The organism is Pseudomonas sp. NPDC089918, assembly GCF_050280605.1.
Lineage (GTDB): Bacteria > Pseudomonadota > Gammaproteobacteria > Pseudomonadales > Pseudomonadaceae > Aquipseudomonas.
In genome coordinates, this window is record NZ_JBNNVP010000048.1 from 1 (window position 1) to 22,804 (window position 22,804).

Below are 22,804 nucleotides of genomic sequence, written 5' to 3' on the forward strand. Positions count from 1 at the left end.
GCTTCAAGTTCTTCCACGTGGCACCGTTGGCCGGTTTCAAGTCCCCTAGGGGACGCCATTTGCGGGAATAGCTCAGTTGGTAGAGCACGACCTTGCCAAGGTCGGGGTCGCGAGTTCGAGTCTCGTTTCCCGCTCCAAATTCAAAAAAACGCCGCTCATTGAGCGGCGTTTTTTTATGCGCGTTATTTGTCATGTTCATTGATTGGAATAAAAACCTTCGGGTAATGCCAGTCAGTTAAGGCGCTGAACCTGTGGGAGCGGGCTTGCTCGCGAAGACGGCGGCACAGTCAACATTGATATCGCCTGACACACCGCCTTCGCGAGCAAGCCCGCTCCCACATGAATTGCGCTTAACTGGTATTACACTCTCAATTTCCGAGGCTTTGCACCAGGCTTTCGAGCGCTTGCGTGGTTGTATCCTCCAGCGCCGGTTGTGCTGCTACCGCTCTGAGTTGGCAGGTCAAACGGTATTCACTGGGCGTGCAGTTGACGAACTGCTTGAAGGCGCGAGCGAAGTACGACGGATCCTTGAAGCCGGCCTCATAGCCGATGCTGGTAATAGGCATCTGGCTATTGTCGAGCAGTTGTTTGGCGAAGCTCATGCGCTTGTCCAGGATGTAATCGGTGAAGCCAACGCCATTGGCTTCCTTGAACAGGCGGCTGAAGCGAAAGGTCGTCATGCCGCAGCGCTTCGCCAAATCCCTCTGATCGATGCTGTCCCGAAAGTGCTGATCGATGTACAGCATGATGTTGCTCAGCGCCTGGTGTTTTTGGTGTCCCGCGGTCAACCGGATGCTGTCCGGCAGGGTCGGGGCGTGATCGATAAGTGATGTCTGGCGCTGGCCGTTGGCATTTCGGCGCAACTCGCACAGCTGCACCACTGCTGTCAGATAGCGCTTCCTCTCGGTGGCCGAGAGCGGGAGCACCATGTATTCCCAGACACTGGAGCGCATGGCCCAGACAGCCAGTTCTTCCGAGTGCTGCACGGTGAACATGGTGATCGGGATGGTGGGGGTGGTGCGTTTGATCTCCAGCAACAGCCTCAAGCCCGGCGTGTCGGGGCGATCAAAATGGATGCAGATCATGTCCGCCTGTTCCCCGTGGGGCAACACGGAGTTTTTCGCCAATTTGCAGTCGCAGGCGCTCTCGAACTGCGCGATGAGTTCCTTGGTGGAGCGATCGTGGGTCTGATCGAACCACAGTAGCGATGGCCTTTTGGTCAAATTGGACGTCATGTCTCTACTCTGCGGTTCTTCGTGCCGTTCTCGGTGAGTAGTATTGCTAACGTGCTATCACTTTGCAGAATAAATACTGATAAGAAAGGCGAAAGTTAGTTCTATTCGCTCTATGTGTTGTCTGAAGTCGGTCTAGGGCAACTGTTTGTTGACGTGGCTTGGCAACACCCGGTATCAACCGCTTGTCGCTTGTGAATCAATGGCAATCGCCTTTGCCTGCCACCCCTCGTTTTTCCCCTCTTAATACTTCTTCAAGAGCCAATGACCCGTATTTGGCTCACCCGCAAAAAAGTCCTAGTGATGTGCAAAATCTTCCTAACGCCCATGCCTTGCCCCTGACTAGTGTTGCATCCAGGCAGAGCAGAACGCACTGCCTCCGGAAAAAACAACATTCGAGTGAGGTGGGCAAAATGATCATGCAAACAATCAAGGCTTCGGTAGTGAAGTTCGTCAAAGACGAAGATGGTCTGACCATTGTGGAGTATGCGGTAGCGGGAGGGTTGATTACGGCAGCTGTTGCCCTCGCATTCACCGATCTCGGAACGGCCGTACATACCCAAATCACGGCCTTGTGCACCGCCGTTGGTGCTGGTGGTAATTGCTCGTAACAATAATTTCCGATAGGGAGATGCTGCAATGTCCATGGAGCAGCTGGTGGCAACTGGTGTGCTAATAGGGCTGCTGGGCATAGCGGTGGTGAGCGATATCCGTCGCCACCGCATTCCCAACCTGCTGATCCTGGTGGGTCTGGCCTTGGGATTAGCCGGTCAGACTTATTCAGGTGGAATAAGCGGATTGGGTGACGGGCTGTTGGGCATCCTGATCTGTTTTGCTCTGTTTCTGCCCATGTATGCCGTGGGTGGCATGGCCGCCGGCGACGTCAAGTTAATGGCCATGGTTGGCAGCTTCCTACCGGTTCATTACGCAGTGTGGGCCGCGCTATACAGTCTGGTATTCGGCGGCCTGTGCGGTTTTCTGATTGTGCTGGTGCACGGTCAGATGTTGCAAACCCTGGGGCGTTATTGGCTGATTCTGAAGGCTCGGGCCTACTTGGCGCCGAGTGCGGACGAGGCTGCCGGCAAGCCCTTTCCTTACGCTGTTGCAATCTTGCTCGGCACTCTGGGCAGCATCTACTGGCAACTCGTTGCCAGTGGGTTGGGAGATTAGTCATGCACGTCATGGTTGATACTAATGCCTTCCCCAATGAGCGGGAAGCGGTGCAACGACTGGCGCCTCAGCCATGCACCATCCGCGAAACCGGTCTGACCGACAGTTTTCTCGGTGAGCTGGTGTGCAAACATTTGCATGATGCCGGCGTGCTGGACATGTCGCGGCTGGTGGAGCGCCTGGCTCTGACCGGTGCTGTACTGGAAGAAGTCCTGGCGTTTCTGCGCAAGGATGGCCGTGTCGAAGTGCTGGGCCAGATGGGGCCGCAATCGACGGGTGGGCAGATGCTGCGCTATGGCCTGACCGAACGGGGTCGCAGTGCCGCCCGAGATGCCCTGTCACGTAGCGGCTATATCGGTGCGGCACCTTTCCCGGTGAGTACTTACCGTTCACTGATCAAAATCCAGACCATTCACCATGGTCGCATCAACGCCGACGATATGCACAGGGCCCTCGCGGGCGTAGTGCTCACGGAGGGGATGCTCGATCAGTTGGGTGTGGCGCTGAACTCTGGGCGCGCGATCATGATTTATGGTCCCGCGGGTACCGGCAAGACGTATGTCAGCAGTCGGCTGATTCGTTTGTTCGCTGAAGCGATCTGGGTGCCTCATGCCATCGTCATCAACGAGTCGGTGATCGAGATTTATGACCCGCAGGTGCATCAGCGCCTGGATGACAACAGTCAATCGAACAATCTGATGCTCAACGAAGGGATCGACCGTCGTCTGCTGTGCTGCAAACGCCCGATTGTCATTACGGGCGGCGAGCTGAGCATGGAACAGCTGGACGTTCGCTATGACCCCTACACTCGTCAATACCAGGCCGCCTTGCAGCTCAAGGCCAGTAACGGCCTGTTCATCATTGACGACATGGGACGCCAGCGCATGGCTCCGGCCGAGCTGTTGAATCGCTGGATCGTACCCATGGAAGAGAAGCGCGACTTCCTCAATCTGGGCGGCGGTCGGCATTGCGAGCTGCCGTTCGATTTGATTCTGGTGTTTTCCACCAACCTCAATCCCCTGGAGCTGGCCGATGAGGCCTTCCTGCGCCGGATTGGCTACAAGCTGCAGTTCGGTTACCTGAAGCCTGAGGAGTACGAAAAGATCTGGCGTCAGGAAAGCGAGCGTCTGGGCATTCCTTTTGACCCGCTGCTGCTGCGTTATGTATTGCAAAGGCTTTATGCAAGTGAAGGCATGCCCCTGGTGCCTTGCCATCCCCGCGATCTCCTGAATATGGCCCTCGACCGTCAGCGTTACCTGGGCGGTTCCGGAGCCCTGTCGCCGCAGGAGCTGGAATGGGCCTGGCACAACTATTTCGTCCAGCTCGACTTTCTTTGAAGCGGAGATACTGACATGAGCTCTCGTACTGTTTCCCTGATAGGCATTTCCCTGGTCATGGGCCTTGGGGCTGCATGGATGGCCGATTCCTGGCTGAGCGCACGGCTCAATGCCACGCCGGATGATCACCTTCGAAGTGTGGTGGTCGCCACGGTAGAGATTCCCTTCGGGCAGATGGTCGAGGCTCAGCAGGTCACGACCATGCGCATGCCCATGGACACGATCCCGGACGATGCCTTCGACTCCACCGACAAGGCAGTAGGCAAGATCGCAACGTTCGACATCCTGAAGGGCGACATCATGCGTGGCGCGCGTCTGAGTGAGCATTTGGGCGGCAGTACCCTGGCCTCGCTGATTGCGACAGACAAACGTGCAATATCGGTCCGCGTGGACGACGTGGTCGGTGTGGGCGGGTTCCTGTTACCGGGTAACCGGGTCGATGTACTGGCAACCAAGCGCACTGATGGCACCGGCAACAACGCCATGTCCAAGACCATCCTCGAGAACTTGCGGGTGTTGGCGGTGGACCAGACGGCAGGTACCGACAAGACCCAACCAGTGGTGGTGCGTGCAGTGACGCTGGAGATGTCGGCTGCCGAGGCAGAAACCCTGGTCACGGCGCAGACGGAAGGCAAGTTGCAACTGGCTTTGCGCAACCCGCTGAACCTCGAGAAAAAGACCGCAGTCATCGCACCTGCCGCTCCGCCGGTCATGGCAGTGGCCACCGCCACGGTGCCAAAACGCGTGGTACACCGCAGCAGCGGCGAGGGTGGCGGTGCCATCACCATTATCCGTGGGATCGAAACCAAAGTAGTTAACATTCGCTGACAGAGCGCAACCGGGCACCATGGTTTTGGCGGAGCCGATCCGGATCAGCATCGGCAAATGAGGACGAGATGATGAATCCCCATATTCAACGGCCGTTCACTGCGACGCCAAGGCGCCAGAGAGGGGCTGTGAGCATATTGATGGCGATCACGTTGGCAGCGATGCTCATGATGGCGGCGTTGACTCTGGACGGCGGACACATGTTGCTGAACAAGACGCGCCTACAGAATGCGGTGGACGCCGCCGCCCTGAGTGGTGCCAAAACCCTGAGTCAGGTGGCAGGGGGGGGCAACACTGCCAGCGCGACGCAGACTGCCGCGCTCAATACGCTGACGCAAAATGCCAATGCCACGGGTAACGACGAATTGGCAACGGCCATCGCCGGCAACGTAGGTGGATTCGCTGTTGTGGAACTGGCTAGTAGCGTCTATGGCCCGTTCTCCTACCCAGGGCCGACGGATGCAAAATACGTTCGGGTATCTGTACCGAGCTATAACCTGACGGGATTTTTCTGGAACTTCGCCCAGTCATTTGGCGGCCTGGAGACCAAAGCTGTGGCGGCAATCGCCACCGCTGGACCCAGCCCTACCAGCCCGTGTGATCTCGCCCCGTTGATGATCTGTGGCGACGCGACCCAATACGACCCTGACGCCGGCATGTTCTGGGGTTTCCAGTTTGGTGATTTGCAAGTATTGAAGTCGGCTGCCGGCAATTCGTCCCCCATTGGCCCAGGCAACTTCCAGTTGCTCGATTTCGGCTCGGGCGGCAGCACGGTCAGGGACGACCTGGCTGGAGGCGGCTCGGTCTGTCGCAACGTGGGGCAAAATGTCCAAACCGCGCCTGGCAACAAGGTCGGCCCTGCGTCTCAAGGCCTGAATACACGCTTTGGCATCTACAACGGTCCGGTCAGCGCTTCGAACTACCCGCCAGATCTGGTGACCGCGTCCAGCAACCCTCAGATTACTTACAACGATTCAGTTACCCCGGCACAAGCGCAATACAAAGGGCAGCCTGTCACATCGAGCGATGGCAATCTTACGGCGGGTGGCGAGGCGATAATGGATTACAACGACTGGCGTGCCAGCGTGGCCGCATGCGTGGCAGGGACCGGCAGTGGCTGTGAGAGCAATGGGGTGTTCGAGCGCCGGATGCTGAAAATCGTGGTGGGTGAATGCACCGGGAAACAGGGCGGTTCAACCTCGATCCCTGTCCTGGGTTTTGGCTGTTATTTCGTGGTGCAGCCCATGAACGGGGGCGGCACCGAAGCGCAGATCTTCGGACAGTTTGTGAAAGAGTGCGAAGGTGACAATGTGTCCGGTCCTGACCCGTCGAACGATTCCGGCCCGCAGATCATCCAGCTCTACAAAACCTATCTCAACGGCAGCGGCACTCCGAGCACTGACTCGTAGGGGGCGTCATGAGACTTCAAACGTTTAAACAACCGCAGAGCCAGCAAGGCGTGGCAATGGTGGAGTTCACCCTGGTCTTGCCATTTTTGCTCCTGCTGTTGCTGACCCTCGGCGAGTTCGGCCGCATGCTCTACCAGTACAACGTACTGCTGCAAGCCAGCCGCGATGCCGACCGTTTCGTCGCCAGCCAGGCCTGGAACTCGACGCTTGGCGCTGTCGCTCTGAGCGATGCGCTGAAGGCCCAGACGAGAAATGTCGCGGTCTATGGCGTGCCTGCAAATACCGGGACCGCTGTGGTGTCAGGATTGACGACTGCCAACGTGGATGTCGTCACGGTGGGCACTGACCATGTACGGGTCACCATCACTTATACGTTCTGCCCGGTGATTGGCGGTGGCAGTTGTGCCGGAACGATACCGGGGTTTTTTGGTAATCAGATTGCGCTGAGCATTCCGCTGGTCGCCACCACTGTCATGAGGGCACTGTGATGAATCGCAAACGCATGCGCGGTACCTATGTCGTGGAGTTCGCCATCATTGGCATGCTGGTGTTCACGCTGTTGTTCGCCGTGTTGGAAATGGGCCGCCTGTACTTCACGGTCAACGCGCTGGATGAAGCCGTACGGCGTGGTGCGCGCCTGGCGGCGGTGTGCAATATCAGCGATCCGATAGTGTTGCAGCGGGCGATCTTCAATGCCGCGGGCGATACAGGGACGAGCCAATTGATCACCGATCTGGCCACCACCCACCTGACGCTGACCTATCTGGATGTGAACGGTGCTTTGGTGGCCAACCCCGCTGACACGAGTGGAGTCAACGGTTTTCGTGCCATCCGCTATGTCCAGCTGAACCTGCAAAACTTCGTTTTCAATCTGTTCATTCCCGGGTTCGGCGTGCCCATTACCTTGCCCACATTCAGGGCAACGTTGCCACGCGAAAGCCTTGGGCGTCATTCCGATTCCGGGGAGATCACACCATGCTGAATACCAAGGAAACGCCGCTCTCCACCTCGACCGGCAAAACCGGGCTCCGGTTGCTGATCAGCAGTCGCGATGCCACCTCTTTGCGCGATCTGCAGAGTGTCTGCCAACGCATGCCCGGCCTGGAGGTGAGCACTCGCCTGGTGAGTAATGGACATGTCGACCCGCTCTACGGTCTGGACCGGATGCCCGATCTGTTGCTGTTGCGCGTCAGCCACCTGTGGCGCGAAGAGCTGGCGGCGCTGTTGCTGCACCCGGCTCATGAGCGTCCGCCGATGTTGGTCTGCGGTCTGCTGAGCGAACAGGAAGGCATGCGCCTGGCGATGCAGGCCGGCGCCCGGGACGTGCTGCCCGAGCCCATTGCCGAGACCGAACTGGTTGCCGCCTTGAATCGGCTGGTCATGGAAGTTCGGACTGGCAGTGGAACAGAAGGCAAATTGATCGCCGTGATGAGTGCCAAGGGCGGCTCTGGCGGAACCTTGCTCGCCTGCAACCTGGCCCAACAACTCAGCGCCAAGGGCGGCAGTACTCTGTTACTGGACATGGACCTGCAGTTTGGCAGCGTGACGCATTACCTGGATGTGGCGCAGACCCACAGCCATCTGGAGGTGTTGCATCAGATCGACGGCATGGACAGCGTCGCGTTACGCGGTTTTTGCAGTCACTTCAGCCCGACCTTGCATGTGCTGGGTGGCCGGGCCGGTGAGCTGTGCCTGCCGCAAGATGCCCAGCCCGAACAGCTTGATGCTCTATTGAAACTGGCCCGCGCCAGCTATGACTGGGTGGTGATTGACCTGCCGCGGCAAATCGACCACCTCACCGGCTCGGTGCTGGAACAGGTGGATCGGGTGTACGTGGTGGTGCAGCAGAGTGTCAGTCATCTGCGCGATGCCAGCTCCCTGGTGCGAATTCTTCGCGATGACCTGGGTGTGCGCGGCGATCAATTGCAGATCGTGGTCAACCGCTATGACAAGGCAGCCGCCATCAGCCTCAAAGACATCGGCGAGGCGCTGCGCTGCACCAATCTGTCGAAATTACCCAACGACTTCAACCTGGTCAGCCAGAGTCAGAACACTGGCGTGCCGTTGGGGCTGCATGCGCCGAGGGCAGCGATTACTACCGCTCTGCGCGACATGACCGAGGACCTGGTCGGTCAACAAGTAGCCGGGAACAAAGGCTTACTCAAACGCGCCTTCAACCGTTTTTTCGGGGGATGACCCATGATCAGCGACTTTCGTAACCGCTTGCGCAAACAGTCCGGTAAACCCGCCTCATCGTCGGCGACCGAGGACCTGCTGGACCCGGCAGAGGAAATAATGGCGTGGGAACGTGCGGCGCCGGACGTTCTTTACGAAACCAGAAGCCAGGTTACCCCGGTGGAAGCCGAGTGGCGGGAAAAGATCTACCAGCAGTTGCTCAAGGTCATGGACCTGTCCTTGCTGGACTCCCTTGAACAGGCCGAGGCCACGCGGCAGATTCGCGATATTTGCCAGCGCTTGCTCGATGAGCATTCGGCGCCGGTGAGTTCTGTCAGCCGCCAGTTGATCATCAAGCAAATCACTGACGAAGTGCTTGGCTTGGGTCCTTTGGAACCGTTGCTGGCCGATCACAGCGTGTCCGACATTCTGGTCAACGGCCATGCCTCGGTCTATGTCGAGCGCTTCGGCAAACTGCAACGGACCGATGTGCGCTTTCGCGATGATCAGCATTTGCTGAACATCATCGACCGCATCGTCTCCAGCCTGGGTCGTCGTATCGACGAGTCTTCACCGTTGGTGGATGCCCGGCTCAAGGACGGTTCGCGGGTGAACGCAATTATCCCGCCGCTGGCCATCGACGGCCCGAGCATGTCGATTCGCCGCTTTGCGGTGGACCTGCTCAATACCGACAGCCTAATCTCGGTGGGGACATTGACCCCGGCCATTGCCCTGTTGCTCAAGGCGATTGTCCGTGGACGCTTGAACGTGTTGATTTCCGGCGGTACCGGCAGCGGCAAGACCACCATGCTCAATGTGCTGTCCAGTTTCATTCCGCAAAACGAACGGATCGTCACCATCGAAGACTCGGCTGAACTGCAACTGCAGCAACCCCACGTAGTACGCCTGGAAACCCGGCCTTCGAATATCGAGGGGCGAGGCGAGGTGAGTCAGCGGGAGTTGGTACGCAACAGTCTGCGGATGCGCCCGGACCGCATTGTGATCGGCGAAGTGCGCGGCGCCGAGGCGCTGGACATGCTGACCGCGATGAACACCGGCCACGACGGCTCGTTGACCACCATCCACGCCAACACCGCGCGCGATGCGTTGGGACGAATCGAAAACATGGTGTCGATGACCGGGGCGACTTTCCCGATCAAGGCCATGCGGCAGCAGATCGCGTCAGCCATCGATGTGGTGATCCAGCTGGAACGTCAGGAGGACGGCAAGCGCCGCCTGGTCAGCGTGCAAGAGATCAACGGCATGGAGGGCGAGATCATCACCATGACCGAAATCTTCTCCTTTGCGCGTCAAGGCATGGGTGAAAACGGTGAGGTGCTCGGCGATTATCGCCCCAGCGGCATGATCCCGGCCTTCCGCGATGTGTTGGCCAAGCGCGGCATCGAGTTGCCGCTGACGATGTTCAGGCCTGAATGGATGGAGGCACGGCAGTCATGAGCCATATTCCTGGTGAATTCATTCTGATCTTCCTAGGCATGGTGTTTATCGCCGTGTTCCTCCTGTCCCAAGGCTTGGTGGTGCCGGTGTTCGGCGAGGCCGGCAAGATGCGCAAGCGCATCCGCGGTCGTCTGAATGTACTGGAGAAAGCCAATAATTTGCCCAACATGCAGACGGTGTTGAGGCAGAAGTACCTGACACGTTTGTCGCCTCTGGAGGCCAGGCTTGAGCAGCTGCCGTTTATGGGAACATTGACGCAAATGATTGAGCAGTCCGGGCACGAATACCGGGCCTATCGGGTATTACTGCTCGGTCTGGTGCTGGGCATCTGGGCGGGTATCTTGATCTGGATGGTCTCGTCAATCTGGTGGATGGCGTTGATGGCGAGCCTTGGGGTGTTCTGGTTACCTATGCTGAAAATTTCTCGTGACCGTGGCAAACGTTTCGCTGCGTTTGAGGAGGGCCTGCCTGATGCGCTGGATGCCATGTGCAGGGCCCTGCGAGCCGGGCATCCATTCAATGAAACCCTGCGCCTGGTAGCTGAGGAGCACAAGGGACCAGTGGCTCAAGAGTTCGGCCTGACCTTCGCCGACATCAACTATGGCAACGATGTACGTCGGGCCATGCTCGGCCTGTTGGAGAGGATGCCGAGCATGACGGTGATGATGCTGGTGACCTCGATCCTTATTCATCGCGAGACCGGCGGTAATCTGACCGAGGTGCTGGAGCGTTTGAGTTGTCTGATCCGAGGGCGCTTCCGTTTCCAGCGCAAGGTCAAAACCTTGTCGGCCGAAGGACGCATGTCAGCTTGGGTGCTGGTGGCCATTCCGTTCGTGTTGGCTGCGGTGATCCTGGTCACAACCCCCAGTTATATGCCTTTGCTGATCAATGATCCGCTTGGCCACAAGTTGATCATCGGGGCTTTCGGCGCCATGTTGCTCGGGATTCTCTGGATCCGCAAAGTCATCCGGATTCAGGTTTAAGCGGTATTCGTTTCGCGGAGGTGCAGGTCATGGACTATTTGCTCGGGTTGTTAAGTCGGGTGGTGGGTAATGCGGAGCTGGCGCGTATGTTGTTCGTCAGTGCTATGGGTTTAAGTGCAGTGCTCGCGGCCGTTACTGTGGTGTTGCTGGTGCTGGGGCTGCAGGATCCGGTGCAGCGTCGTCTGGCGCTGATCAAGCGCGGTCATTCAGGGAGTATCGCTGGGCAGGACGCGCCGGGGAATCTGCAATTATTGCTGGAGCGGGTCGGCCAACGCTTTGGCTCGACAGGGACGGCTCATACGTCCGCCACCCAAACCTTGTTGATGCACGCCGGTTACCGCTCACAGTCGGCGGTACAGATGTACTGGGCGGTGCGCTTGCTGTTGCCACTGATATCGGTTGGCATTGCTCTGCTGTTGTTGCCGATGTTCTCCAGGGTTTCTCTGAGTATGGGGTTGCTGCTGGTGTCAATGGCTGCTGCTGCCGGGTGGTTGCTGCCAGCGATTTATGTCGAAAAGCGCAAGCAGGCTAGACAGGGCAGACTGCGTGCGGCCTTTCCGGACGCCCTAGACCTTATGGTGGTCTGTGTGGAGTCGGGTCTGGCATTGCCGCAGACCATTGAGCGGGTGGCTGAGGAAATGTCGGTCAGCCAAGTTGAATTGGCTGAGGAATTGGCGCTGGTCAATGCGCAAATCCGCGCTGGTGTTCCCAGTACAGAAGCGCTCAAGCAACTGGCTGTGCGCACCGGACTGGAGGAGATACAAGGGCTGGTCAGCCTCTTGGCGCAGAGCATCCGCTTTGGTACCAGCGTGGCCGATACCCTACGCATCTATGCCGATGAGTTCCGTGACCGGCGTACGCAGGCCGCCGAAGAAGCGGGGGCGAAAATCGGTACCAAGCTGATATTCCCGTTGATTTTCTGTCTGTGGCCGAGCTTCTTTCTGGTAGCCGTGGGCCCTCCGTTGATCGGAGTGCTCAGAGCATTCGGGAAGCTTTGAAATGAACAGGAGGCATGTGCTGTCGAGTCAGATGGCCTTGTCTCCTGAACCTGATTTGCACGTCCAGCCATAGATCTACACCTCCTCGAAAGAACTCCGCAGGCTGCGATTTTTTGATTTTGATGACAGGCAATTCGTTGCCCAAGTCTCTGAATCAAAAGATCGCAGCCTGCGGCCGCTCCTACAGAGATTTGTATACATCGGTTGATCACGACCTGGCGCTGATTGCTGCGATACGCTCGATGACAGGCTGATCAGGCGGAATCGATGGTTGCCTGATACCCCTTTCAGGAACACCGACTCGGTCAGACGTAGGAACTGGCGAAGCCGGCGATCTTTTTATTTGGATGGCCGAGGGATCGCTGAAGAGCAAAAGATCGCAGTCTTCGGCAGCTCCAGGGTAATCTGGCCAAGCTTGGATAATGTGTAGATGCCAATGCTTTCCTGCATACGACATCTAGCCCGGCTTTGCAGCCAGGCCACTTTAGACGATGTCAGAGGCTGATCACCCGTTGATGCGCCTCAATTACTGCTAGGCATCTCTCCCGCAGCATCCTGGTCAAAAAACTGCGGAATCGGGTAGCTGAAGCTATTGATCCAACGCTGCATGGCCAGGTCACGTTCGGTGGCCGAAGCGGTTTGCAGTTTGGGTGAAGCAACTATCCCGCGAATCTGTAGCTGCATCCACTGCTCGGTGCCTTTTTGCTCCTTCGAAGAGGGGCCTGGTTCAAAAGCCCAGGCACTGGTGGACAGGCAAGCCATGCACACGATCAACAGCCTCTTGGTATTCATCTCGACTCCTCGTACGTTTTACTTGGTCGCACTGGATGAGGCAGCGGCTACCTCAGTTCTGCGATTCCCCTCGGATGCCACTGCTTTTTTAGCAGAAGCCTTGAGCTTTTCCGCGCGGGTTTGAGCCTCTGCGACTTGCTGAGGGCTTAAGCTGGCGCGGGTCACGAGTTCGGAAGCTGCCTTCCAGTTATCCTGATAGATCAGCAGCGTCACCATATTGATTGCCGCCAGTGAATTGGACTGTTTGAGCTCCATGGCGGTCATGAACTCAAAGCGTGCTTCAGGGATCCGTCGCTGATTGAGGTAGACCACCCCCAGGTCATTGCGCATCCTTTCGTCGGTGGGGGCCATCTTCACCGCACGCTCAAGGTGAGTGGTAGCGTTGGCGTAATCATTTTTGGCCGCGGCCAACTGGCCCAAGCCATGTTCCCCGTCAGCGGCCATACAGGTGCCGAGCAAGCTTTGATACAACGGCCCTGCCTCGTTACGCCCCATCAAGCGCAGTACCCGAGCCTTGCGCAGGCGAACCTGAACCAGGTTGTCGGGCAAACCTTCCAGATTCGCCAGGCTGGCATACAAACGGCCCTCATTGACCATGTTATCGGCCAAGCTCAGGGCCAGCTCTTGATCCGAAGCGGGCTTGGCACACTCAGCCGGTCGCGACGACAAGCCATTGCTGGCACAACCTGTGAGCATGATTGTCGCCGCTATTGCAATGACTGCTTTCATCGAGTGTCCTCTGGCTACAACACGTTGAACGCCTGGCCAATGGCAATAAAGCTGGCTTGGCAAGCGTTCAAGATCACCGTTACGAGTGAGGTCGAGGCAAGTCTGATTCAGGCTCATTGCGAGAGCCCGGAACGACTGTCGAAGTCGCCATTTTCAAGAAAGAACATACGGTAGAAGTTCGGGTCGTAATTGCGCAGCTGTTCGCCAGGCAATGACGGTAGTTGTGCATTGGCAGCCAGTGGCTGGACCAGATGCGGGGTAACGATCATCAGCAGTTCACGCTCTTCACGGTTGACGCTGTTGTCGCGGAAGAACGCGCCCAGAATCGGGATATCGCCCAGCCCCGGAAACTTGTTCACCTGGGAACTGTTGCGGGTGCTGATCAGGCCGCTGATGACGAAGCTTTCGCCGTCGGCCAGGGAGATGCTGGTGTCGGTACGTCGAATGGTCAGCGCCGGAACGATGGTGCCGGCGATGCTTACGGCGTTGGTGAAGTCCAGTTCACTGACTTCCGGCGCCACCTTCAGCGCGATACGGTTTTTCCCGATGATGGTCGGCGTCAGGGTCAGGCGAATACCAAATTCCTTGTACTCGATGGACACGTTATCGCTGCCGGAACTGGGCACTGGAATCGGCACTTCACCACCGGCCAGGAAGCTCGCACTCTGCCCGCTGAGCGCGACCAGGCTTGGCCGTGCCAGGGTGTAGGCGAAACCGCTGCCTTCCAGTGCGTTGATCGACACTAGAGTATCGCTGGACGCAAAAGCGAAGTTGAACATGCCGTTGTTCACCGGCACCGACGGCGTGACAATGCCGCCGACGGTGGGCAAGGTTCTCGGTGAGCCGAACAGGAAGTTGCCTTGGCGGCCAAAAATCGAGGCATTGGCTTCCTTGAGTTTGGTCCGGCTGACTTCAACGAAGCGGATGTCGGTTTGCACCTGGATCGGCAACAGCGGATCTTCGGAAGGCACTGTCGAGACGCTAGTGAGCGCCGCGGTGGCCTTGCCCTTGACGAACACCATGCTTTGGCGCGGCGTTGTCGAACAGGCAGTCCAGACCATCAGGCTGGTGGTCCCCGGCGCCATACCGGTGAGCAAGAAGGCATTGGGGTTGTTGCCGCTGGGTTGCACGTCGGCGATTTTCGGATCGCCGACTGCCAGCTGTGTCACCGGGACGGGGACGCGCAGTTCATTCTGAAGCCCCTGGCCGACCTCAAACGTTGTCGGCATATTATCCAGTTGCGAACAATTGGCCGGCGCGGCCTGAGCCGCATTCACGCTGAGGCCCGTCCAGAACAGACCATGGATAATTCGCTTGAAAGCGGGCACGGTACGATAGCTCATTAAGTGCATCCTCGCTGAATAGCCATCTTTGAGGCAAAACCAGGTTGCCTCGGATCACTACAAGGGGCCTTGGTCGGCCCTCTACCCCGCCAGGCCCCTGACTAATGGCTCCGGCAATATTCCGTGGTGCTACATGCAAGCAACTGCAATACGCTGTTCTGACGGAACAACGAGCGACCTTCGCTATAACGGTTTTTAGTGATCCAGATGCCAGGGCTGTCAACCCGAACGATATACGCAGGCTCGACAGCAGCAGCTAAAGACGGCACTTTGCGCCGACCTGACTCCCCTAAAAAGCAACCGGCAATTAACGCACTGAGCCGGAAAACGCTTGTCAGGATCATAGTGAGGTAACTCCTTTTGCCAATCCGCTATCTGATCGCTGAACCTAACGTGGCATTTCGAACCGTTATGTCTTCTTCTTGTTTGAAAGGTAGTTCAACCAAGGCAAAGCGCCATGCTTTGAACGAAAACTTTCGATACAGATACTGGTTTTTTTCTGAAAGCCACGGTCAGGCCGCGCAATCATTGGTATTGCGCTGGATGCTGATGAAATAAGGGGTGCTTTACGGTCCTGCGAGTTTTTCTTTGGGTTTTGCGCTGCATATTTCACAAAAACGCCACTCATTGAGTGGCGTCTTTTCAGGCGTGCCGGTTTGTACTTTTCGGATGCTGACCAAACCTAACAATGGCGTCTGAGGGGATATTACAAGGAAGCTGAATACGACTGATTGTGTCGCTCTACACCTGCGAAGTGCAGGTTGGCGTCTTGGCCGTAAGGTACTGGATCACCTCTTCAAGCGTGTCTATATCAGGAGCATTGCTCACTAAGGCTTGCGAACTGCACCATGGGTAATCCAGATGCGATACCCACTCCATGATGCAGTGCAGATCAGTCGCTGGCAGGGTTTTCATGTGCTCAATGGTGATAGTGAGCCTCTCGACAAGCCCCGACTCGGGGCTGAACTGCCACTCATACAGACCGCAACCGACTCGGCCTTCGCCGCCGCTTTTGTCGGACATGCCGACCAGCCATTTGCACTGGAATGTTTTGGCCTGCGGTTCAGGTGGACGTCCCAGACAAAAGGTATAGACGTTTTCGAAAGTCTGGCCGAATCGCCTGACGAGTACATCGCCGATAGATCCGAGGCCTTCAACGTGGGGTGGAAACGAGATAGATCCGGTGTGCACGACCATGTCCAGTATCGCGTCTGGCGCAAAGGCCAGGCGTAACAAATGTGGGCGATTACTGTCCTTGGCTTTTATGTACTGTTGAATCGATTGTTGAGCAGTGTTCATTGTTTGTCCGTCGAATCCCTATCAGGTTGAGAACATCCTTATCCGAGGCTCACGTTACTATGCCACGCGAGCCCGCACTCATTTACAAAGCGCTATTCAAAACATCCGTTACCAGCATGCAGCCGGGAGCGTGGGTGATGCACAGTGGCGGACGCGAAGTTTGCACCACCGATTGCGGGGTCACACCGCAGGCCCAGAATACCGGGATTTCGTCGGCTTCGACTGGCACGGCATCGCCGTAGTCCGGGCTGCCTAGTGAATCGATGCCGATCAGCGCCGGATCACCAATGTGCACGGGCGCGCCGTGGACGTTGGGCATACGTGCGGTGATCTGGATCGCCTGGATCGCCGCGGCGGCCTTCATCGGGCGCATGCTCACCACCAGCTTGCCGCTCAGGCGAGCGGTAGGGCGAGTGTCTATGTTCGTCCGGTACATGGCAACATTGCGCCCCAGATCGATGTGCCTGAGGGCGATGCCGGCATCCAGCAGCGGTTGCTCGAAGGAGAACGAGCAACCGATGGCGAAGGCCACCAGATCGTCCTGCCACAAATGCTCGATATCCGACGGTTCTTCGCTCAGTTCGCCATGGCGATAGACCCTGTATCGGGACACCTCGTGGCGGATATCAATGGCTGTGCCGAGATTGCGAAAATACGGATCACCGGGGTCGGTAACGTCGAGCACGGGGCAAGCCTGACGATTGAGCGTGCAATACCGCAGAAACTCGTTAGCCCAATCATTGGGCAGAATCACGATATTGGCTTGCACCCGCCCTTGGGCCAAGCCGCTGGTGTGGCCCTGATATTGTCCGGCAGCGATGCATTGGCGCAGGGCCAGTGGAGCGCTGTGCCTCAGTTGTTCGAAAGACAGGGTGGGTTGGCTCATCACGGCATCTCTTCAGGTTCGATGACCCTTTTTAGAAAACCATGACGATGCCGTCCAACCAGGAATGTTGTTACCCCCCGACAACTAAAAGTTATTCAAGGGACCGTCGGCTGTTGAGACCGGGTGCCGGAACCATTCGAAGCGGGCCGACATCCGCAGCGTATTGGGAGACCACTTGGCGGCTCATGTCGACGATGCTTTCGATCAACTCCAGGCCGACGCCGGCGCGCCATGAAGCCACGACATCCAGCTGCGGCAAGCGAGTGCCTGGTTCCAGCTGAATCAGCTCGCCGCTGGCCAAGGGCTTGGCCACCAGCGCGGCCGGCAAGGCGCCAATGCCGAAGCCGTCACGAATCAGCCGGGTCATGGCCGACACCGAGTTGACGCAACTGACGCGTGGCGTACTGATGCCGTGGGCGTGCAGCAGGTTGAGTACATCCTGATGCGGCCGGGAGTTTTTGACGAAGGTGATGATGCGCTCACTGGCCATTTCGGCCAGTGAGGCATAGGGGCGGGCATAGATTGAGTTACTGGCGGCGATCCAGTGCATGGGGTAGTGCGCCAGTTCGAGGTTGCGCACACTTTCGTGGCGGATCAGGTCCGTCTGGAACACGATGTCCAGATAGCCCTTTTGCAGCTGATCGCACAGATTGCGTGCGGCGTCGGCCGTGATCTCGATTTCCACGGCGGGGAAGGTCTGCATCAAGGTCGACATCAACGGGCTGAGCCAGGTATGGATCACCGTATCCATCACACCGATGCGCACCAGGCCCTGTTGCGGGTTGGTGTTATCCAGTGAGTGTTTCAACGCTCGCTGAACCTCGAGCATCTGCTCGGCGTAGTCGAGCACCTTGAGACCTTCGAGCGTCAGCGACACGCCGCGCGAATCGCGCACAAACAAACGCAGGCCCAACTCTTCTTCCAGCGAGGCAATCCGGCTGGAGATAGCGGCCTGAGTGCTGAACATTTTCTCGGCGGTGAGGCTGAAGCTTTGCAGGCGGGCGACCCAGACGAAGGTTTCGAGAAATTTGAGGTTCATGGCGGTTCTCGTGGGGGGGGCGTTCACTGTTTTTCCACAGAGAACCGTGGTGGGGGTGCAGTAATTGTTACTCCAGAGTTCGTCGCCGGGGGTATCAAATTTTCTTATGCATAACCTCGTTTTTTTCCCGTTTGACGCAGTTTGGCCTTGGCGCGAAGAATCCGCTCCACGACGCAGCCACTGCGTCTGCCCCCCACGACAACGCCTTCACAAAAAAATAATGAGGCGTGTCCGTCATCTTCGCTTGCTGCCGCAGGAACTCCCATGGAAAAGACCATGACTGACCACGTGCTTTCAGGTTCGGGCCGCACCGGCCCGTTCAGTTGGTACGGCCCCCTGTCGAAAAATGAAAAGCGTACCTTCTGGAGTTGCAAGATCGGCTATGCCCTGGATGGCATGGACACACAAATGCTGAGTTTCGTTATTCCGACCCTGATCGCCACCTGGGGCATCTCCAAGGGCGATGCCGGGATGATTGGCACTTGTACGCTGCTGGCCTCGGCGGCGGGAGGCTGGATCGCCGGAATACTGTCCGACCGCATCGGTCGGGTGCGCACCTTGCAACTGACGGTGCTGTGGTTCGCCTTCTTCACTTTCCTCTGCGGACTGGCACAGAACTACGAGCAACTGCTGGTGGCCCGGACTTTGATGGGCTTTGGTTTCGGTGGTGAATGGACTGCGGGTGCGGTGCTGATTGGCGAGGTGATTCGTTCCAAGGATCGCGGCAAGGCAGTGGGCATGGTGCAGGCCGGATGGGCGCTAGGGTGGGGGCTGACGGCATTGCTCTATGCCGGATTATTCAGCTTTCTGCCGCCGGAAGAGGCTTGGCGGGCGCTGTTCATGATCGGGTTGGTGCCTGCGCTATTCGTATTGGTAATCCGCCGACTGGTCAAGGAGTCGGACACCTTCGAGCAGGCCTGTATTGAGCGCAAGGCCAAGCCTGAAAAGGATTCGCGTTGGGCCTTCTTCGAAATTTTCGCGCCTCGGATGCTCAGTACCACCTTGCGCGCTTCGTTGCTGACCACTGGTGCGCTGGGCGGTTATTACGCGATCACCACGTGGTTGCCGACCTACCTGAAAACCGAACGCGGCCTAAGTGTACTCGGCACTGGCGGCTATCTGGCGATGGTGATCGTCGGCTCCTACATCGGCTATGTGACCAGTGCGTTGCTGACCGATGCCATCGGCCGAAAGAAGAACTTCATCCTGTTTGCCGTCGGCTCCATGGCGATCGTTCTGGCCTACACCCAACTGCCCATCGACAACACCTGGATGCTCTGGCTGGGCTTTCCGTTGGGTTTCTTCGCTTCGGGCATTTTTGCCGGCATGGGCGCTTTTCTGACCGAGTTGTTTCCGACCCGCATGCGCGGTTCGGGCCAGGGCTTTTGCTATAACGCCGGGCGTTCCATTGCGGCGCTGTTTCCGTTGTTCATCGGTGCGCTGAGCGAAACGTTGCCGATTGGTACGGGGATCGGAATCTTCGCTGCCGGTGCCTATGGCGTGGTGATTCTGGCCGCGTTAAGCCTGCCGGAAACCCGCGGTCGACAACTCGAATCCTGAACCCCGACACGTCTGGGCCGTTGTGCCCAGACGTCGCTGATCCATTGCTAATCGACAAACATCGGCCGCGATCGCAACGCCCCCGAGAGGGCTCGCTTGCGTCCGAAACAGGAGCACGGCATGCACTATTCGCTTTCCACCCAACGGTTGTACCTCCCGGTCGGCACATTGCTCGGGTTGAGCTTGCTCGGCGCACCGGCCGCTCAGGCGGATTTCATTGCCGACAGTAAAGGCAGCCTGGAAGCACGCAACTTTTACTTCAATCGCGATTTCCGCCAGGACGGCTCGCGAGACAAAGCCGAGGAATGGGCACAGGGTTTTCTGTTGAGGATGGAGTCCGGCTATACCGCTGGCACGCTGGGGTTTGGTCTGGATGCGCTGGGCATGGCCGGATTTAAACTGGACTCCGGCGGCGGCACGGCGGGCACCAATCTGTTGCCGGCGGATTTGTCGGGTGGCTCGCAGGATCGCTATGGCGAGTTGGGCCTGACCGCCAAAGTACGTTTGTCCAAGAGCACCCTGAAGCTGGGGACGTTGCAGATCAAGGATCCGGTGGTGAACTCCAACGACACTCGCCTGTTGCCGTCAACTTTCAAAGGCGGCCTGGTCAATGTGCAGGAAATCGACCGTTTGAAGCTCACCGCCGGTCAACTCACGCAGATCAACTTTGTCGATTCCACTGACTATCAGGACATGACCGCCAATCGCATCGGCGGGCAAAGCGACAAATTCCAGTTCGCCGGGGCTGACTATCAATTCCTGCCGAACCTGACAGCGCAGTACCGCTACGGCAAGCTGGAAAACATCTACCAGCAAAACTACCTCGGATTGGTCCACCTGCTGGATCTGGGAGCCGGTCAGTCGCTCAAGAGCGACGTGCGCTATGCGCGCAGCATCGAAGATGGCAACTTCCGTGACCTCGACAACCAGGCTCTCGGTGCGATGTTTACCTACAGTCGCGGCGGTCACGCGCTGGGCTTCGGCTACCAGCGCATGAGCGGCGACGATCCGTTTCCGTACATCGGACGCAGCGATCCGTACCTGGTCAACTTCGTGCAGATCAATGACTTCGCCAACGTTGACGAACACTCCTGGCAAACGCGCTACGACTATAACTTCGCCGCATTGGGTGTGCCGGGGTTGAGCTTTATGACCCGCTATATCTCGGGGGATAACGTGCAGCGCAGTGCTGCGGGTGAAGGCAAGGAATGGGAGCGCGACACCGATATCGCTTACGTGGTGCAGGACGGTACGTTGAAAGGCTTGGGCTTTAAATGGCGCAACGCGTCGGTGCGTTCGAACTTTGGCAATGATCTGGATGAGAATCGCTTGATCGTCAGCTATACCCTGGCGCTTTGGTAAATGTCTGGGTTATCGAACAAGAAATGATATCGACGGCCCGCCAGCCAGACTGGCGGGCCGTTTGTTTTACATCGACAGAATCAACCGGCCAGCGAACAGAATCAGGATCACCCCCATGGTTCGTTCGAACCAGTGCCCCATGCGCATGAACAGCAACCGCACCCGGGCGCTGGAAAAGAACAGGGCCACGATCACGAACCACAAGGCGTTCACGAAACACATCCATAGCCCGTATAGCGCCTGAATCTGCAGTGGTGTCGTGGCGCTGATGATGGTCGTGAAGATCGCCAGGAAAAACAGCGTGGCCTTGGGATTAGTGGCATTGGTCAGAAATCCCGTGCTGAAGGCCCTGAACAAGGTCTGCCGTTCAGTTGACGCCTCTGCACCCTTGTCGCCTTCAATCGCTGATTTGGGTTTGCTGCGTATCAGGCTCACGCCGAGGTACAAAATGTAGGCACCCCCCACAACCTTGGCCACCGTCAACAACCAGGGCGTGGTGTGCATCAGCGCGCCGACGCCGAGCAAGGTGTAAAGCACATGCACGGAAATGCCCGCGCCGATGCCCAGCGCCGTGCAAATACCCACTAAGCGGCCGAAACGCACGCTTTGGCGGATGGTCACGGCGAAGTCCGGTCCGGGGGCGACCACGGCCAGAAAGTGGATCGTTGCCAGCGCCAGAAACTCGCCCAGGTAATTCGAAAACATCTCAGCTCCAGAAAGTCAGGGGTGAAGCATTGCCGCGATAGCCGACAAAGAACGAAAGGCTCAATCGCGGGTCGTCCACACCCGGGGTCACCGAGTGCATGCAGCGCGAATTGAACATGATGAAATCACCCGGCTCAGGACGAATCTCCAGGGTCGGAGGGCCAAGCAAGGCCGGGTCGATGCCGTAACTGTCGCCACGCATTTCATCGAACTGGTCCGGAGAAATGTCGTGGTCCCACATCTGCAATGCGCCGCCCTCGGTCGGCATGTTCAGGTAAACATTGCAGGCGAACTGCGCTTCCAGGCTTTTGGCCTGGAAGCTGTCCGGGGCATCCTTGGCGAAAATGTCGTGATGGGCGAGGAAGCACACGCCGGGCTTCACGACCCGGGACAGGCCCACATACATCTTGCGGCCATAGAGATTTTCCAGGTGCGCCCCCGCCGGCCAGGACTCGTCGAGCATGCAGCGCAGCGTGTCGACAGGAGAGGAGTAGGGCGCACAACGGCTGCGCAACTCGGCGATATTGCTGGTGGCGCGCTCGAAATAGTCTTCGATCAACAGCGGCTGGTTTTCCGCTTCATAAAACGCCATGCCAATGCGGCCGATACTCGGCGCGTTGATGTAGCCTTCGAAGCCGGGGGCGAGGATCTTGTCGCCGATCTGGATCGCCAGCGGCCCAGGCAACAAGCCCTTGACGCGGATGGCGAGGACTTCTTCATTGGCCAGTTTTTGTATGCACGTCTCATCGAGACGCTCGACGTCAAGCATCATGTCTTTAGGTCCATCTATCGATAGTCAACAGAGCCCGCGAACGCAGACTCCCCCGGCGTCAGGCGATGACGGGGCCGACATCGCCCAAATGCTCAATCCACGCTGTAGTGGACTGACAGCGTTCCCTTTTTCTGTGAAAGGGAAGCGATCGTGACCGTGCCCAAATCCTTCAGGCTCCGTACATGGGTGCCGCCGCAACCGTAGGCGGGCAGTTCACCGAAACCGATTTCCCGGGCGCCTTCGCGCAACGACGTCAGGCGCGGCAGGTCATGGGCGATCCATTGCTTGATGCCGTGCTGAATCGTCTGCGCATCGACCTCCTGCGCGCTATCAGCCGGCTTGAACTGGACACGTCCTTCATCGGGCCAGTGATGAGCCTTGATCGGCATCCAGCCCATCGCCTGGACGAAGTGACCGATCAGGTGCCCCGCTGAATGCATGCGCGTGTTGAACCGGCGTCGTTGCTCGTCAACCCGAATCTGGGTCATGCCGAGTTTTACCGGGTGGTCGACAAAATGGATGATCCGGTCCGGATCCTGAACCACGCGCAGCACCTGGCTTTCGCCGATCCAGCCGGTATCCCAGGGTTGCCCGCCGCCTTGAGGATGAAACAGTGTGGCCCGCAGCACCACAGCGAATTCGTTCTCCTGGGGTGTGCATTCCAGGACTTCCACGTTGGCCTTGAGCTCATCACTATGGAAGAAGAGGCGAAGCGTCATATTCCATG

General features: G+C 57.9%; 23 protein-coding genes and 1 tRNA gene. 14 read left to right on the plus strand and 10 right to left on the minus strand.

Annotation, left to right across the window (positions count from 1 at the left end; all coding sequences use genetic code 11):
* Positions 1-61: 61 nt before the first annotated feature.
* Positions 62-137 (plus strand) — tRNA-Gly (locus tag ACQKPC_RS25595).
* Positions 138-368: 231 nt separating this feature from the next.
* Here ACQKPC_RS25595 and ACQKPC_RS25600 read toward each other — a convergent pair.
* Positions 369-1,235: a response regulator transcription factor gene (locus ACQKPC_RS25600; protein WP_427627219.1), complete on the minus strand. Its 867-nt coding sequence runs from the start codon at positions 1,233-1,235 to the stop codon at positions 369-371.
* A gap of 410 nt (positions 1,236-1,645) precedes the next feature.
* On the opposite strand from ACQKPC_RS25600, the gene ACQKPC_RS25605 reads away from it, so the two are divergent.
* From ACQKPC_RS25605 to ACQKPC_RS25655, 11 genes are all read left to right on the plus strand, one after another.
* A complete protein-coding gene (locus ACQKPC_RS25605) occupies positions 1,646-1,843 on the plus strand; it encodes a Flp family type IVb pilin (RefSeq protein ID WP_427627221.1) in 198 nt (65 codons plus the stop codon).
* A 28-nt stretch (positions 1,844-1,871) separates the two neighbouring features.
* The gene (locus ACQKPC_RS25610) at positions 1,872-2,402 is read left to right on the plus strand and encodes an A24 family peptidase (protein WP_427627223.1); all 531 of its coding nucleotides are present in this window, start codon (positions 1,872-1,874) and stop codon (positions 2,400-2,402) included.
* A 2-nt stretch (positions 2,403-2,404) separates the two neighbouring features.
* Positions 2,405-3,739, plus strand: a complete 1,335-nt coding sequence (locus ACQKPC_RS25615; protein ID WP_427627224.1) for an AAA family ATPase — start codon at positions 2,405-2,407, stop codon at positions 3,737-3,739.
* Positions 3,740-3,754: 15 nt separating this feature from the next.
* Entirely contained in the window at positions 3,755-4,567 is an 813-nt protein-coding gene (gene cpaB, locus ACQKPC_RS25620; RefSeq protein ID WP_427627225.1) for a Flp pilus assembly protein CpaB, read from the plus strand.
* Positions 4,568-4,635: 68 nt separating this feature from the next.
* On the plus strand, positions 4,636-5,976 hold the full coding sequence (locus ACQKPC_RS25625) for a pilus assembly protein TadG-related protein (protein ID WP_427627227.1): 1,341 nt from the start codon (positions 4,636-4,638) through the stop codon (positions 5,974-5,976).
* An 8-nt stretch (positions 5,977-5,984) separates the two neighbouring features.
* Positions 5,985-6,464 carry a TadE/TadG family type IV pilus assembly protein gene (locus tag ACQKPC_RS25630; protein WP_427627229.1) on the plus strand — a complete coding sequence of 160 codons (480 nt, stop codon included), beginning with the start codon at positions 5,985-5,987 and terminating at the stop codon, positions 6,462-6,464.
* Entirely contained in the window at positions 6,464-6,958 is a 495-nt protein-coding gene (locus ACQKPC_RS25635) for a TadE/TadG family type IV pilus assembly protein (RefSeq protein WP_427627231.1), read from the plus strand. Before ACQKPC_RS25630 ends, ACQKPC_RS25635 begins: the two co-directional genes overlap by 1 nt.
* Positions 6,952-8,172, plus strand: a complete 1,221-nt coding sequence (locus tag ACQKPC_RS25640) for an AAA family ATPase (protein WP_427627233.1) — start codon at positions 6,952-6,954, stop codon at positions 8,170-8,172. Before ACQKPC_RS25635 ends, ACQKPC_RS25640 begins: the two co-directional genes overlap by 7 nt.
* A gap of 3 nt (positions 8,173-8,175) precedes the next feature.
* Positions 8,176-9,609 (plus strand): CpaF family protein, encoded by a 1,434-nt coding sequence (locus tag ACQKPC_RS25645; protein ID WP_427627234.1) that lies wholly within the window; start codon positions 8,176-8,178, stop codon positions 9,607-9,609.
* Entirely contained in the window at positions 9,606-10,592 is a 987-nt protein-coding gene (locus tag ACQKPC_RS25650; RefSeq protein WP_427627235.1) for a type II secretion system F family protein, read from the plus strand. The genes ACQKPC_RS25645 and ACQKPC_RS25650 overlap by 4 nt, the downstream gene beginning before the upstream one ends.
* A 29-nt stretch (positions 10,593-10,621) precedes the next feature.
* Positions 10,622-11,590, plus strand: coding sequence for a type II secretion system F family protein (locus ACQKPC_RS25655; protein WP_427627236.1), 969 nt, complete (start codon positions 10,622-10,624; stop codon positions 11,588-11,590).
* A gap of 522 nt (positions 11,591-12,112) precedes the next feature.
* Here ACQKPC_RS25655 and ACQKPC_RS25660 read toward each other — a convergent pair.
* The 6 genes from ACQKPC_RS25660 to ACQKPC_RS25685 form a co-directional block, all read right to left on the minus strand.
* Entirely contained in the window at positions 12,113-12,382 is a 270-nt protein-coding gene (locus tag ACQKPC_RS25660; RefSeq protein ID WP_427627237.1) for a DUF3613 domain-containing protein, read from the minus strand.
* A gap of 18 nt (positions 12,383-12,400) precedes the next feature.
* A complete protein-coding gene (locus ACQKPC_RS25665) occupies positions 12,401-13,111 on the minus strand; it encodes a tetratricopeptide repeat protein (RefSeq protein WP_123494613.1) in 711 nt (236 codons plus the stop codon).
* A gap of 113 nt (positions 13,112-13,224) precedes the next feature.
* Positions 13,225-14,454: a type II and III secretion system protein family protein gene (locus ACQKPC_RS25670; protein WP_038982062.1), complete on the minus strand. Its 1,230-nt coding sequence runs from the start codon at positions 14,452-14,454 to the stop codon at positions 13,225-13,227.
* 741 nt (positions 14,455-15,195) lie between these two features.
* The gene (locus tag ACQKPC_RS25675) at positions 15,196-15,753 is read right to left on the minus strand and encodes a hypothetical protein (RefSeq protein WP_427627239.1); all 558 of its coding nucleotides are present in this window, start codon (positions 15,751-15,753) and stop codon (positions 15,196-15,198) included.
* Between the two features lie 82 nt (positions 15,754-15,835).
* Positions 15,836-16,639 carry a putative hydro-lyase gene (locus tag ACQKPC_RS25680; protein WP_427627241.1) on the minus strand — a complete coding sequence of 268 codons (804 nt, stop codon included), beginning with the start codon at positions 16,637-16,639 and terminating at the stop codon, positions 15,836-15,838.
* Between the two features lie 91 nt (positions 16,640-16,730).
* Positions 16,731-17,678 (minus strand): LysR family transcriptional regulator, encoded by a 948-nt coding sequence (locus ACQKPC_RS25685; protein WP_008070207.1) that lies wholly within the window; start codon positions 17,676-17,678, stop codon positions 16,731-16,733.
* A gap of 276 nt (positions 17,679-17,954) precedes the next feature.
* Here ACQKPC_RS25685 and ACQKPC_RS25690 point away from each other — a divergent pair, with 276 nt between their 5' ends.
* Positions 17,955-19,238 (plus strand): MFS transporter, encoded by a 1,284-nt coding sequence (locus ACQKPC_RS25690; RefSeq protein ID WP_185022051.1) that lies wholly within the window; start codon positions 17,955-17,957, stop codon positions 19,236-19,238.
* Between the two features lie 120 nt (positions 19,239-19,358).
* Positions 19,359-20,600, plus strand: a complete 1,242-nt coding sequence (locus ACQKPC_RS25695; protein WP_427627243.1) for an OprD family porin — start codon at positions 19,359-19,361, stop codon at positions 20,598-20,600.
* Positions 20,601-20,666: 66 nt separating this feature from the next.
* Here ACQKPC_RS25695 and ACQKPC_RS25700 read toward each other — a convergent pair whose 3' ends face one another.
* From ACQKPC_RS25700 to ACQKPC_RS25710, 3 genes are all read right to left on the minus strand, one after another.
* Complete coding sequence (locus tag ACQKPC_RS25700; protein ID WP_427627245.1) at positions 20,667-21,305, minus strand: LysE family translocator; 639 nt, start codon at positions 21,303-21,305, stop codon at positions 20,667-20,669.
* 1 nt (position 21,306) lies between these two features.
* Positions 21,307-22,077, minus strand: coding sequence for a 2OG-Fe(II) oxygenase (locus tag ACQKPC_RS25705; RefSeq protein WP_305446515.1), 771 nt, complete (start codon positions 22,075-22,077; stop codon positions 21,307-21,309).
* Positions 22,078-22,169: 92 nt separating this feature from the next.
* Positions 22,170-22,796, minus strand: coding sequence for an alanyl-tRNA editing protein (locus ACQKPC_RS25710; protein ID WP_427627247.1), 627 nt, complete (start codon positions 22,794-22,796; stop codon positions 22,170-22,172).
* Positions 22,797-22,804 lie beyond the last annotated feature (8 nt).